The following is a 14,331-nucleotide window of genomic DNA, read 5'->3' on the forward strand; positions in this document are numbered from 1 at the left end:
ATCTCCACAAAAATCCTCATTTTATCCTAACACACGCAACTATTCATGTACATAAAGGAATCATCGATGTTTAGCGAGATTTAGATTTTTTGAGTTTTGCAGAAGTGGAAGTACGGAGAGGGGGGTTCTACCTTTATAAATAACCTTTTTCTTTTAATGAGCAAAATCGTTGGTCTCCAATAATGACATGATCAAGCAAGTCGATGCCTAGCATTTTTCCAGACTCACTCAACCGCTTCGTGACATCAATATCTTCTTGGCTTGGCGCGGGATCTCCGGAAGGATGATTATGCAGACAGACGATAGACGCTGCCGAGTAGCGGAAAGCTTCCTTAAAAACCTCCCTTGGGTGTACTATACTGGCATTGAGGCTGCCTATAAAAATTGTTTGTTTGTGGATGACTTGGTTTTTAGTATTCAAATAGAGGCATATAAAATGTTCTTGATTGAGGTGACGCATCTCTTCCATCATATATTGAGATACATCTTCAGGGGAGCGGATTACGTAACGATCCTCCGCTTGGAATTGTTGCACTCGTCTACCTAACTCGAGGGCTGCTTTCACTTGCACAGCTTTTGCTTCACCAATGCCGCGAATATCCATTAGCTCTTTCACACTGGCGTCTTTCAATAATTTCAAACCATCAAAATGTTGAATCACTCTTGCAGCTAATTGAATGACCGATTCAGACTTTGAGCCGGAACCTAAGAGAAGGGCAATTAATTCCTGGTTGGATAAAGCTTGAGGCCCATCCCTTACTAAACGCTCCCTCGGTCGTTCGCTTTTTGGAACATCTCTAATCATCATAGCCATGGTCATGCTTCCTACCTCCTTTTACTGACTCCCTTCATTTCCCGTATATCTGAAAAATGAAGGGAGTTTTCATTCACTATGAAATTGCTTTAAAGCTCGCACAACCTTTGCAATCGGTAGCCCCACAACCGTATAGTAGTCACCATGAATTTTTTCCACAAGCGTTGCTCCTAAGCCTTGTATTCCATAGGCTCCCGCCTTATCAAACGGTTCTCCACTATCGATATAAGAATCAATCTCTGCCTCTGTTAATGAATAAAAATACACACGAGTCTTGTCTACGAATGTCATCTCTTTCTCTGCAGATAACAAAGAAACCCCCGTAAGTACGTCATGCTCTGTTCCGGAAAGGCGTTGAAGCATCTTTTTCGCATCTAATTTGTCTTGAGGTTTGCCTAGAATCTTTTCATCAACGACGACAACCGTATCGGCAGCAAGAATGACTTCGCTAGGAAAACGACTAAAGACATCTTGTGCTTTTTGATAAGCTAAAGAGGAGACGACTTTTTCCGGCGAATCCTGTTCATTTACTATTTCTTCTACTTCACTAGGTATAATGGTGAATGTGAGTTCAGCTTGTTCTAAAAGCTGCTTTCTTCTCGGAGATTGAGAGGCTAATATGAAAGGTTTCATGCGGGTACCCATCCTTCTTTTTTTTAGTAAAAATAAAGAAGAAGAGTCTGTAATTAGTTTACTAGACCCTTCCTTTATATTCAAGTTTCTTCTTAATAGTGGAAATTATTCCTCACCAAAGATCAATTCTTTCGCAGCAATACCCGGATTCGTCATTTCTTTCGGGTCTAGAATTCGGTCTAATTCTTCTTCAGATAAAATGCCCCGTTCGATACATATTTCTCTTACAGGGCGGTTTGAAGTGATGGCTTCCTTTGCAATTCTCGCAGCCGTTTCATAGCCGACGTGAGGATTAATTGCGGTAATAATACCCACACTGTTCTCCACGAGAGATTTGCAGTGTTCGATATTTGCTTCGATTCCTTCAACAGCAAAATCTCTAAAGACGTTCATCCCATTTTGCAAAATAGTAAAGGATTGAAGCAAGTTAAACACCAAGACCGGCTCCATGACATTTAATTCTAACTGCCCTGCTTCAGACGCTAAGCTGATCGTGTGATCGTTCCCAATGACTTGAAAAGAGATCTGGTTAATTACTTCACACATGACAGGGTTTACTTTTCCAGGCATGATCGATGATCCAGCCTGTCTCGGTGGTAAATTGATTTCATTGAGACCTGTTCTTGGTCCCGAGCTCATAAGTCTCAAGTCGTTAGCAATCTTTGATAAGTTAATCGCCAATATTTTCATCGTACTTGAAAGTTGTGTATACGCATCGGTATTCTGAGTAGCATCGACTAAATCTTCTGCACGATGGAAGGGCATACCCGTCATTTCCGCAAGATTTTTCGTGACTTGGTCGATGTAAGCTGGCATGGCATTTAAGCCTGTCCCTACAGCCGTTGCTCCCATATTCACTTCATACAGGTGGTCGACGGATTGCTTCACTCTCGCCAAGTCACGAGAAAGGAGGCGTCGATATGATCCAAACTCTTGACCTAACCGAATGGGAACGGCATCTTGAAGGTGCGTTCTGCCCATTTTAATCACTTCATCAAATTCATCTTCCTTTTTCTTCATGGTGGCAACTAAATCATTTAACGCTGTAATCAGACCATTCGATAAATATAAACAAGCAATGTGAATCGCTGTTGGGAACGCATCATTGGTGGATTGGGCCATGTTGACGTGCGTATTCGGGCTCACTCTGACATATTCGCCTTTTTTCCCGCCTAAGATTTCGATGGCCCGGTTCGCAATGACTTCATTAGCATTCATATTAAACGACGTGCCTGCACCACCTTGAATGCTATCAACGATAAACTCGTCATTGAGTTTTCCTTCGATCACATCATCAGACGCTTGCATGATGGCCTCTGCGATATTTTTATTTAATCCACCTACTGTAGAATTGGCTTTTGCCGCAGCTTTCTTCACATATCCAAACGCTTTAATTAATTCTTCATGCGGGGGATATCCTGTAATTGGGAAGTTTTCCTTCGCTCTAATTGTTTGTATTCCATAATAGGCATGAGCAGGTATTTCTTTTTCTCCCATTAAATCTCGTTCAATTCTCATTGTTGTGGTTTGATCTGTTGTCATGATTGACCCCTTCCGCTTTTCTCTAAAACTAGATTTTGCTTAACTTCCCTCATTCAACTCCAACGTGGAAAGTAGTTCTTTATAAGTGATCAGACTGTTTAAAATAGCACCTTGCATCTCCCATGCAAAAGCTGATGAGGACACATTCGCTGAATAAACGCTCATCACTGATTGGCTCTGTTCCATCCACTGAACCAAGAGTTGTTCCACTTGATCATTTGATACGGTCACTTGTTCCAGGTTGTCCTGCCAAGCTTGTCCCGTAGCAAAAAACTCAGTAATTTCCTCATCTGAAGGCGTTCCTCCGGCAATATCATCAACGGTGATATCAGCTGCTTTACTGATCCATGTGATCCCTTCCAATAAGTAGGCATGAAGATCTTCATTCAGTTGAAGATGGTCTGTACTGACAGTATAAGGCTTCACATATGTTTCTTGTCCTTGACTTTCTAAGACTGCCGCTAATTGGTCCGCACTTTCTCGATCTGCTCCCGCTCCAACGAATAAATAGTGCGTTCCATTTTCCTCAATCAACCTTGAAGGGAATCCTTTATCTTTCAACGAAGAGGCTATTTCATTTCCTTTTTCTTCAGTGGAAAATGCCCCTGCTTGTACTAAGTATAAATCAAGAGGGGGTAAAGATGCCATGACATTTTCATCTTCATCTATTGCCGCTGCAATGGGAAGGTTGTCTCCACTCGTGCTCTGCGTCCCCATCATGGTTGATTCTCCAGCAGTACTTTCTCCTCCTGTAAATAACGATAACAACATCATACCAAAGGCGCCGCCTACTAGAATGGCCGCCGCAATTGAAAGAAACACTCTACTTCGTAAAAAACCTATCGGTAATTTCACTGTAGAAATACTGCTTTTCTTTTTCCGATTCACCGGTGGCAGTTTAGGACTTTTTAAACTTTTCCCATCATCCCAAAAGGGCACCGGTTCTTCAGAAGCGGCTTTATGTTTTTCAAAGTCAACGATGGTCTTTCCTGAATCTCTTAATGGAACTTTGATTTTTCGAGATTCTGAATTCAATGTGCTTGTTCCCTTTTTTTCCATTCCTAACAAATCTTCTATCTTTTTATGCTTTCCATTGAGACGCACGTGAACTTGTTTTTCTTCTCTCATAGCAAGTCTATGCTCCTTTCATATCGGATCAGCCTTTGTTAAAGTCTATTAATTAACCGAAAATGATAGAACCATTTCATATAAAAAGATGAAAGACATAATTACAGAAAAAAAAGACCTTGTCGCTCGCTTAGGGAAGAACTTGTCAACAATGGCCTCTCATCAGGGCTTGTAAGTTCGTCTTCGAAAAGGGAGCTGAGGTCTTCCACATTTGCATAAACAGGAATAGCCTGCTTTTTTAATTTCACGATACTAGGAACTATGGGTTTTGGTAAATAGGCGTTTCTTTCAGCTCAGGCTGGATGAACGGACGTGCTGTCTCATAGTCACCAAAAGTATCAACTAAATCGTCAATGTAATACGTGCTCACATTTACCTCGAATGTTAGAAGTTCTGGGGACTCACTCTCTTCTTCATCTAGTAACATGTCTGACTCAGAAGGTGCAGTGAAAGATAATCCGTAAATTTCTGTGAGCCTGTCTAATTGCTCAAGTTCATGAAGAAACTGAAACAACTGCTCATATGTCTCTGCCTGAACAGAAAGACTAGCTGTCACTTGGTTCACTTCTTCATTGTCTCCTAAGATTATTGTAGAGTCTTCCAAGTCCTCTGTTGGATTTATCTCCTCATCAAGAACAACAGTGTCTTCAGGTGAGTCCATCACCACAACATCTTCATCCACGACGACTTCTTCGGTCTCTTCAGTCCCATCTTCAGGAACCTCCTCTTCAGGAAGGGTAAACACAGTGCTTAGAAGAAGGTCTTTAGAAAAAGTATACCTGAATATTTCTGCCCCTGAAATAAGCTCGGCTTTCTCCATGTCCAGCATCCAATGATCCACCCATGGATGAACTGGTACTGTTCGAAGCAGCTCATGAATTTCATGGTCTTCATACGAATCAGCCGTTTCCTGCGAGCTCTCTATAGACGCTAAAATTTCTTCTTCAAACGCCAGTTCATTCTCTTTTTCAGCCACATCTTGTTTCAACGGTTGTAAGATGAAAAAGTAATAAGTAAGAACACTCACTAATAGAAGAGCAACCACGACGATCATCGCCGTTTGAATTCTTTTAAATTCGATATTCAAGATTCTTCCTCCTCTATTTCGTCGTCTTCAAACATATCCTCTTGCTCTTCTTCAACATCGTTATCAAAGGGATCCATTCCTTCTTGATCATCATCGAAGTTGTCCAAATCATCATTGTCTACACCTTCTTGAATTTCCTGTTCAGAATCATCCTCAAAGACATCCTCATTATCTTGATTATCTTGAGATGGTTGAAAGCCTCCCTCAGATTCTTGTTGCATCTCTTCTTCTAACTCATCCTCTATCTCTTCTTCTCTTACTTGTTCATTCTCTGCTTCTAACTCGTCCCATCTTTCGACATTCGTATACACAGGCATATTGACAGAAATGGTGTAAGAAGCATGATATCTTGGTAATTCAGTCATGGTTACTGTATCTTCGTTCTCATCAAGTTCTTCTGTAGTCAAATCAGTAATCATCGCTTCATCAACAATGTAATGCTCGTTTAACGCATGTAAATAGCTTGCCGCTTCCCGCTGTGACTCAAACTGAACGTCTAAGTTGACCGTTCCTGGTTCCTCGTATTGAAACCATGTGAAAAATCCTCGTTCAGGCAGTTGCGCGACGAATGTGCTTAATAGTCGTGGCGTGGACTTATTCTGTGACGTCAGTAGTTCCACCGTGCGATCTAAGCGTTCTTCATCAGATCCAGTCTCTAGCTCCTGATTTCTTTCTGCTTCTTGAAGGAGTTGAACCGTTTCAAGTTCCTGTACTAAATGGTCCTGTTCTCGCTCTAAATTTTGTTTTTGTAAATAAGCATAAATAAACGCGAGCAGGAACAGGATGAGGAGACCTGAAAACACATAGAAAAGCATACGTTTCTTGACCGGTTTCTTTGGTAGTAAGTTAATTTCTACATTCATCAGTTACACCTCTTTAAGACAAAGGCTAAGAGGGAGAATGAAACGATGAGGCACATCCATGTTCACCTTTGATATAATATCTAAAGATTTTTCTGTTTTCACGGGAATTCCAAGCGTATCTTCTAACCACTTATGTAGAAGCAACATCATAGGGTGGTCCCCAGTTAAGAAGATTTTTGTTACTTCCTTTTCCCCTTTGTTCATCGTATATTTATAGAAATCTATGACTCTCTCAATTTCAACGAGCGAACCCTTTAGTTCTCCTTCAACTTTCTCGTCTTGTTTACAAACCCATTCGGCAATATTTTCCTGCTGCGTGACTTCCCAGTCTTCTCTGCTAAAAAATTGGACGATGTTCCGCATAAATACAGGTTTATGGTCATGAAAGATACTAATATTCACTGAACTTAAATCCCATTCCAGATACATGACCTGCTCCTCAGTGTCGTCCATGTGATCTTGCATATAGAGGCGATATAACGACAAGGGCGCAACATCTGCTACAATCGGAACCATTTTTTCAGATTCAAAGTGGGCAACGTATTCGTTAATTAATTGTTCAGGTACGGCAAATAAGAGAATTTGTTTCGTCTCTTCCTCTTCTTGTTCTTCAAGCAAGTGAAAATCAAAATACGCTTCATCGAATGGTAGATGAATAGTGGAGCCAATCTCAAAATTTATGTATCCTCGAATCTCTTCTTTCGAGAGTTCTTTAGGAACCTCTAATTGACGAAAAAAGATCGATGAATCAGGAACTAGAAATTTAATGTCTTTTCGTTTTAATTTCCACTCCGTTACGCATTCAGCTAAAAACAGTTCAAAGCTCTCTGCGTCAATGATCTTGCCTTTTTCCAATATGCCTTCTGGGATCACTCTTTCGAAATAGTCAGTGATGGAATCAACCGACGCCTGTTTCGTTACTACACAGCGAAAGACATGGTCTTTTATTTGCAAACTGACGTGATCCTTTTTCCCAAAATTACTTAAAGCCCCCATACAAACCCTCCATGCATAAATACGTTTATGTACCAATGAAATATTTCTTCGTGATAAAAGTAGCTGATCAACGCTCCCATGGCGATAAATGGACCAAAAGGGATCGGATTTTTTCGTTTTGCTTTTTTCATCGCAATTGCAACGACACCAAACACGGCCCCTATGAAAGAGGACAGGAAAACGGTCAGCAATACGCCTTGAAAACCAAGAACGAGACCAATCACTCCCATAAGCTTAATGTCTCCTCCACCCATACCGCCTTTAGAAACAATCGCCAAAAGGAGAAATAATACAAATCCGAACCCTGCCCCCACTAAGCTGTCCCACCACGGGGAAAGAGGTTCAACGACTCTTAATATGACGATCAACACGAGAAAGAACAGTAACACTTTGTCTGGAATCAACATCGTTTCTAAATCTGATACAGTAATAATGACTAACAAAGAAATGAACACCAACGCCACAAGCAATTCTTTTGACCATCCCACCATCCATGGCGAAATCGTAAAAAGACATGCAGTCATAAATTCAAAAAATGGGTATCTTGCAGAAAAGCTAATCTTACAGTTTCGACAACGGCCTTTTTGAATTATGTAAGAAATAACAGGAATTAACTCCATCCACGTCAACGTATTTCCACAATTTGGACAATGAGAACGAGGCTTAACGATCGACATCCCTTTTGGTACACGAAGTCCGACCACATTATAAAAGGAGCCCAAAACCGCTCCCACTAAAAACAAGTATACATGAAGAAACACTTCCATGAATAGACGCCCTTTCCGGAAATTGCTAGATTTATGTCGTTTGGTAGAAAAAAATATTGATTATGTTATATGTAAATCCCTCCCTGGTTGGGAGGGATTTACAAGTTACTGTTATTCCTATTCAAAAATGAAAATCTTCTAATTACTAATTTATTGGAAGTTGACTTCTGTTAAGTTCTGAGGCTTCTGCATCACTAATATCATACTCAGGATTACCTCCATCAGATAGAGTAACAGTGTATACAGTTCCGTCATAATCTACTTGACCTGAATATGTTCCATCCCATGGACTTTCTAAAGGCTCTATGTAGCCTCCATCCACTAATTCTTGTAGAGTAATTGTACTAAAATCTGGATCACTTGTAGATGCTAACCTCGCTGAACTAATCATCTGTTGGGCGTTTGCTAAGTGAGCATCTTGTCTTGAGTTATCAATCAACCCGCCAATACTTGGAATGGCAATGGCTGCGATGATTCCTAAAATGACAACAACGACCAATAATTCAATAAGCGTTAAACCTTTTTGATTCTTTAACATTCTTTTTAACATGTTGAACCTCTCCTTTTGTTTGTTTTTTATATTTATGGCCGGTTGCACTACTAGCTCCAGATAACCTAAGTGCCCACGTACAGGTCATTGTTCATCGCTCCATGGAAACCTCTTTTTAAATTTCTGAGTAAATTTGAAACATCGGGACGATGATCGAAATGACGATGGTCCCGACAATGACTGCCAACAAGACAATCATGATCGGCTCTATTAAAGACTTGAGCTTGTCCGTAGCGTATTCCACTTCTTTTTCGTAAAACTGCGCCACTTTCGTTAACATTTCATCCAATGACCCTGTCTCTTCGCCAATGGAAATCATCTGAACGACGAGGGGGGGATAGACCCAATGCTTTTTCATTGGCTCTGTTAATCGCTGTCCACCTTCTAGAGCTTCCCGAGACTTCTTAAGAGACCTAGAAATCACTTCATTTTGAACCACTCGCTCCACCATTTGAATCGATTGCAGGATTGGGACGGAACTTGAGAAAAGAGAGCTCAATGTTCGTGTCATTCTTGCCAAAGCTGCTTTTTGCAATAGTGGACCAAAAACTGGCATTTTTAGTAAGGCATAGTCCAAGTAGTATTTGGTATCTGGCTTTTGCGTTACCGCCCATAATCCTACTGCGAGTAAGGAAACCACTAGTAAAATGAGCCACCAAAGATCTGCTACGATATCACTCAGACCAAGAACAAACAGAGTAATCATAGGCAGTTCGCCCCCCACATCACTGAGCATGGATGCAAAAGTTGGAACGACAGATGATAACAAGAAGATGACCACCGCAATGGCAACGATTCCGACAATGACTGGGTAAGCCATGGCAGCTTTCACCTTTTGTCTTGTTTCATGTTGCTTTTCAAATTGAAGGGCTAGTTGATCTAGCGTTTCATCTAATGAACCACTTGCTTCGCCTGCTCGAACCATATGAATAAATATCATCGGGAACACTTTTTTATGTTGGGCAGCGGCTTCTGAGAAGGCTCTTCCCGTTACAAGCTCGTCCTCTACTTGTTCCAACGCTCTGCCTAACGGTTTGCTTGACGTTTGTTTTGCTAGAATCGCTGTTGCATCTCGTAAGGAAACACCATAATTTAAGAGCGTAGCGAATTGACGTAAAAACAAAACAAAGTCTTGTAACTTCACTGGATTACCAAAAGTAATATCTTTATTTAGGAGAGTTGGTTCCATTTGGTCTACAGAGGCTAAAGCCACCCCTTGGCTCCTAAGCTTTTCAATCGCATGTTTTTTCGTTTGTCCTGAGATGGTCCCTTCTTTTCTGATCCCATTTTTCAGTTTTCCTTTATATTTAAATTGAGGCATTAGGCATTCCTCTCTTGTAAATAAGGGTAAACTTCTTCATGACTCACTTCTTTTCGGTTCAGTAACTCTTGTATCGACATGGCTAGCGTATTCATTCCTTCTTTTTTGCTCGTCTGCATGACGTTATGGATTTGGTGAATTTTTTCGCCTCTGATCATGTTTGAAATAGCCGGATTGTTAATTAAAATTTCTGTTGCAGCTCTTCTTCCTTGCCGGTTCGCGGTAGGAAACAGCCTTTGCGAGACAATTGCCGTTAGGACACTAGCCAGTTGAATTCGAATTTGTGCTTGTTGACCAGGCGGGAACACATCGATGATCCGGTCAATCGTTGCCGGAGCACTGGACGTGTGAAGAGTCGCAAACACTAAATGTCCTGTTTCCGCTGCGGTAATCGCTGTGGCAATCGTTTCAAGATCTCTCATTTCCCCCACTAGAATGACGTCTGGATCTTGACGGAGAGAAGCTCTTAAACCATTTGCAAACGATTTCGTATCATTGCCTACTTCTCGTTGATCTATAATGCTGTTACCGTGTTTATGTAAATATTCAATCGGATCTTCTAGCGTAATGATATGTTTCTTTTGCGTATCGTTTATATGTTTAAGCATGGAAGCCAAGGTCGTTGATTTCCCGCTTCCCGTAGGCCCCGTCACGAGGACAAGTCCTTGTTTTTTCTCTGAAATCTTGGTTAATATTTGTGGCATTTGCAATTCTTCAAGCGTTGGAATACTCGTCGGAATCACTCGAATAGCTAGACTAATATGAGAGCGTTGATAATACGCATTGATGCGAAAACGGGAGACTTTAGGAATCCCATAAGAGAAATCAACTTCCCCTTTGTCTTTAAGAATGTACATATGGGAAGATGGCAGCAAAGCTTCTGTCATCTCCTGCATCATATTAGGCAAAATCTTGTCACTATCCATTTTGACTAAATCACCGTTAATCCGGAAAACCGGCGGCATACCAATCGTCAAATGAAGGTCCGAAGCTTGAATAGAAACGGCTTTTGTTAATAAACGGATGATTTTTTCTTCCAAAGGTCACTCACCTACTTTTCTGTTGCTACTCGCAGCACTTCTTCAGTGGTCGTTAAGCCGTCTACCACTTTTTGCAATCCGTCATCCACAAGAAATGTCATTCCTTTTTCAACGGCATAGCGGCGAATGTCTTGAGTGGTCTTTTCGTTCATAATCATGTATTTCATCTTATCGTCCATCACAAGAAGTTCGTGAATGGCTAACCGTCCACGGTACCCTGTCATATTGCACGTAGGACATCCTTCTCCATAGTGAACAGTTGCCAGATGAATATCTCTCCGAGAAAAAATATCTCGTTCTCGAACGGTTATCGGACGGGTTGTCTTACAATCCCTGCAAATTCGCTTAACTAGTCGTTGCGATAGAATTCCTGATAGAGAAGAAGCCAATAAGAAAGGCTCAATTTTCATATCCATTAAACGATTGATCGTGCTAATGGCGTCATTCGTATGAATCGTACTTAAAACAAGATGGCCTGTTAAAGACGCTCTCACAGCGATTTCAGCTGTTTCTGCGTCACGAATTTCACCCACCATGACGACGTCAGGATCTTGCCGTAAGATTGCTCGTAACCCATTAGCAAAGGTCATGCCTACTTTTGTATTTACCTGAATTTGGTTGATTCCTTCCAGTTGATACTCCACCGGGTCCTCAACTGTTATGATATTTACTTCCTCGCTATTCAAACGATTAAGACCGGCATACAAAGTAGATGATTTTCCTGACCCTGTTGGTCCAGTAATTAAAATAATTCCATTCGGCTCTGCTAGTAGACCCTTTAACTGCGTTAAGTTCTTGTTACTAAATCCTAGTTTCTCCATATCATTTAAAGAGTTTCCTAGATCAAGAATGCGCATAACCACTTTTTCACCATACACGGTTGGCAAAGTAGATATACGCAAGTCCACAGGGTGGAAGTCAATATTTACTTTGATTCTCCCATCTTGAGGTACACGCGTTTCTGTTATATCTAAATTAGCCATGATTTTGACTCTGGCCGTTAACATATTCTGCATATGTTTAGGTAAGCTTCGTTCTGATCGCAAGACTCCATCAATACGGTATCTGATGACCACTTTTGATTCTTGTGGATCAATATGAATATCACTGGCTCGTTCTTGGACAGCCCTTAGTAACAGTTGGTTGACAAGTTTCACCATTGGCGAGTCTTCTTCACTTGCTTCATTGATTTCTGGAGGGTTTGACTTAAAATCCTCATCATCGATCATTTCTTCTAACGATTCATCTAAGTCATAATATTTATGGATCGTTCGAACAATGTCGTCTTTTGTGGCAATCGCTACTTCTAATTGAAAACCAGTGGACAAACGAATGTCATCAATCGTGAAGTAATCCATCGGATCAGCCATAGCGATGTAAAGCTTGTCTTCCTCACGCTTCAATGGCATGACAAAGTTCCGAATCGCTACCTCTTTTGAAATCATGCTGGTCACTTTCGTATCAATGGGATATCGATACAAGCTAACATGAGGAATCCCTAGTTGAAACTCCAAAACTTCAATTAATTGTTGCTCTGTAATAAATCCTTGCTGCAACAAAGAATCACCAAGCTTTTGTTTGTCTGTCTTTTGTTTAAGTGCTTCAGAAAGCTGGTCTGGTGTAATTAAGCCAGTTTCCACAAGAAGATCCCCTAAACGTTTCCGAGTTTTTTTCACGACCTCACCTTACTTCCTAGACGATAAGTTCTAATCGTAGTATTGTTCTCTATTTTGAATTTTATTAGGACTAAAATCACATAAATTCGCACCAAATATTCCTATCTGTACCTATTATAATGTATAATAAGAATTAATAAAGTCGTTTTATAGATTTTCTTATTTAATTTTGTCAATTTATACATATTTTTTAGCCTCCTAGAAGGTGAATTAAGGCTTAATTACGTTAATATCTAGTAATCTCATGCTCCAAACGCAAATAACTCCGACTTTGAGCGCGGTATAAATTGTACAGAGGGGAAAATCTATGAATAAAAATCGTGCTAACTATCAATCGGGGTTAACGTTAATTGAGCTTCTGGTGACGATCACGATTTCAACAATGGTCGTGGGGTTGCTTGTTTCCATATTACTTTCCACCTTCAATCATAACCAACGATCCGAAGCGCACATCAATTTAAGACAAGAAGGTAACTATCTCATCACCCAATTGCAACAAGCTCACCATCAAGGAGATTATACTCTTTGTTACGAAAATGAGACGATATATATAGATAATCGCATGATAGAATCATTAACTCCTAGAGATATCATGATCAAAGGAAAAGGTGAGGAGCATACGATGTTTCAACATAACGGTGAGCGTATTAGTTCAGATGAACTTGCCACATGTGATTCTCCCTTGAAAGTCACTAAAGACGAGGAACTGTATGTCTCCGTAACTTTGACTGATGGTTATGATCGAGAGCTAGATATACAAACGGTCGTGGATCGCCTAGGCAACCTTGTTATTGAAGATGTCCCTACGGTAGAGGATCGAGAAGATCAGCCTTATTTCGATTTTATTCGTGGTAATAACTTGTTTTTAGATGGTGATGCTTTAAGTTTTGCAGGAAATGAAATGAATGGAGAAGACACTTTTATACGTGTAAATGGACCATTTCAATCGAAGGATTTTAATGGAGGCTCACATATTAATATTTCGACCATATATGTTGATGGTGATTTTATTTTTAATACCTCCGTCGGGAGTGTGGGCTCAGAAAATTCTCCAGGTTCTATATATGTAAATGGGAATTATGTTTTCAACCCTGGTTCCTCTCCCATTTATGGTGATATCTTTGTTGATGGAACAGCTAAAGTAAATGGTGGAGCCACTCACGGGAATATGTTCGTAAGAGAAGATGCTGAATTTCAAAATGGGATTTTCTTTGAAGATGTGATGATTGGTGGAAATCTATCAATCGTTAATGCGACTATTCATTCAGACGTATATGTGGAGGGCGATGTTCAAGTAGGTTGGGAACCTAAGTTTTACAATAATGCGAACGTATATTATACAGGAGAATTCAATCCTATAGATAATATGGGATCTCACATCACAAATAGGTTCATACAAGTGCCAAGTGTACCAGCCGTTCCATCTTTTACAATTCCTGAAGAAAAGCTCCCACCTTTAAGGAGCGACCAGTGGTTTGAAGAGAACGACTATTCTATAAATGAGTATGATGTCAAACAAGACGGGATGAAATTATTTTTTCAAAATAATGTTCGTTTAGATTCACACAATCGAAACGGGTTATCCGATTTTACAAATGTCATGATTGTAAGTGAAGGCGACATTCTTATCAATGGTGAAAACTGGTGGACCATGACCGGGATCCTTCTTGCTCCAAATGGCAGGGTCACCTTAAAAACCACTTCTTTCGAGGGTATTATTATTAGTAAGGATGGGGTTTTTATTGAATCTGGAGGAAGTAATGTCACTTTCAAACCACTATTAGATTTCATAGGTGGTTCTGAAGATTTCCCGCTAGGTAATTAATACGATCGCTCTGCATGTTTATGAAATTACGATCACTTCCGAATGAGGTGTCTTTGTGACATATTTAAAATATCTGTTATGTAAACGAG

The 14,331-nt window shown here is 40.4% G+C and carries 13 protein-coding genes and 1 riboswitch; of the genes, 1 reads left to right on the forward strand and 12 read right to left on the reverse strand.

Annotated features, from left to right (window positions below):
• Nucleotides 1-133: 133 nt before the first annotated feature.
• From radC to CR194_RS10815, 12 genes are all read right to left on the reverse strand, one after another.
• A complete protein-coding gene (gene radC, locus CR194_RS10760) occupies nucleotides 134-820 on the reverse strand; it encodes a RadC family protein (RefSeq protein ID WP_233254318.1) in 687 nt (228 codons plus the stop codon).
• Between the two features lie 63 nt (nucleotides 821-883).
• On the reverse strand, nucleotides 884-1,447 hold the full coding sequence (locus CR194_RS10765) for a Maf family protein (protein WP_110609659.1): 564 nt from the start codon (nucleotides 1,445-1,447) through the stop codon (nucleotides 884-886).
• 105 nt (nucleotides 1,448-1,552) lie between these two features.
• Nucleotides 1,553-2,989 (reverse strand): aspartate ammonia-lyase, encoded by a 1,437-nt coding sequence (aspA, locus tag CR194_RS10770; RefSeq protein ID WP_199228162.1) that lies wholly within the window; start codon nucleotides 2,987-2,989, stop codon nucleotides 1,553-1,555.
• Between the two features lie 39 nt (nucleotides 2,990-3,028).
• Entirely contained in the window at nucleotides 3,029-4,117 is a 1,089-nt protein-coding gene (locus CR194_RS10775) for an SPOR domain-containing protein (protein ID WP_110609660.1), read from the reverse strand.
• 259 nt (nucleotides 4,118-4,376) lie between these two features.
• Nucleotides 4,377-5,204: a hypothetical protein gene (locus CR194_RS10780; RefSeq protein ID WP_110609661.1), complete on the reverse strand. Its 828-nt coding sequence runs from the start codon at nucleotides 5,202-5,204 to the stop codon at nucleotides 4,377-4,379.
• A complete protein-coding gene (locus CR194_RS10785; protein ID WP_110609662.1) occupies nucleotides 5,201-6,067 on the reverse strand; it encodes a hypothetical protein in 867 nt (288 codons plus the stop codon). The genes CR194_RS10780 and CR194_RS10785 overlap by 4 nt, the downstream gene beginning before the upstream one ends.
• Nucleotides 6,068-6,070: 3 nt before the next feature.
• The gene (gene pilM, locus CR194_RS10790; RefSeq protein ID WP_110609663.1) at nucleotides 6,071-7,063 is read right to left on the reverse strand and encodes a type IV pilus biogenesis protein PilM; all 993 of its coding nucleotides are present in this window, start codon (nucleotides 7,061-7,063) and stop codon (nucleotides 6,071-6,073) included.
• Complete coding sequence (locus tag CR194_RS10795; protein ID WP_110609664.1) at nucleotides 7,051-7,830, reverse strand: prepilin peptidase; 780 nt, start codon at nucleotides 7,828-7,830, stop codon at nucleotides 7,051-7,053. The genes pilM and CR194_RS10795 overlap by 13 nt, the downstream gene beginning before the upstream one ends.
• 145 nt (nucleotides 7,831-7,975) lie before the next feature.
• Nucleotides 7,976-8,380 (reverse strand): type II secretion system protein, encoded by a 405-nt coding sequence (locus tag CR194_RS20715; RefSeq protein WP_110609665.1) that lies wholly within the window; start codon nucleotides 8,378-8,380, stop codon nucleotides 7,976-7,978.
• Nucleotides 8,381-8,407: 27 nt separating this feature from the next.
• Nucleotides 8,408-8,490: riboswitch (cyclic di-GMP riboswitch) on the reverse strand.
• 5 nt (nucleotides 8,491-8,495) lie between these two features.
• Complete coding sequence (locus CR194_RS10805) at nucleotides 8,496-9,701, reverse strand: type II secretion system F family protein (protein WP_110609666.1); 1,206 nt, start codon at nucleotides 9,699-9,701, stop codon at nucleotides 8,496-8,498.
• Nucleotides 9,701-10,741: a type IV pilus twitching motility protein PilT gene (locus tag CR194_RS10810; protein WP_110609667.1), complete on the reverse strand. Its 1,041-nt coding sequence runs from the start codon at nucleotides 10,739-10,741 to the stop codon at nucleotides 9,701-9,703. Before CR194_RS10810 ends, CR194_RS10805 begins: the two co-directional genes overlap by 1 nt.
• A gap of 11 nt (nucleotides 10,742-10,752) precedes the next feature.
• Nucleotides 10,753-12,417 (reverse strand): GspE/PulE family protein, encoded by a 1,665-nt coding sequence (locus CR194_RS10815; protein ID WP_110609668.1) that lies wholly within the window; start codon nucleotides 12,415-12,417, stop codon nucleotides 10,753-10,755.
• 307 nt (nucleotides 12,418-12,724) lie between these two features.
• Between CR194_RS10815 and CR194_RS10820 the strand changes: the two genes are divergently transcribed.
• A complete protein-coding gene (locus CR194_RS10820) occupies nucleotides 12,725-14,242 on the forward strand; it encodes a PulJ/GspJ family protein (protein WP_110609669.1) in 1,518 nt (505 codons plus the stop codon).
• Nucleotides 14,243-14,331 lie beyond the last annotated feature (89 nt).

The sequence above is a fragment of the Salipaludibacillus keqinensis genome (genome assembly GCF_003226325.1).
GTDB lineage: Bacteria > Bacillota > Bacilli > Bacillales > Salisediminibacteriaceae > Salipaludibacillus > Salipaludibacillus keqinensis.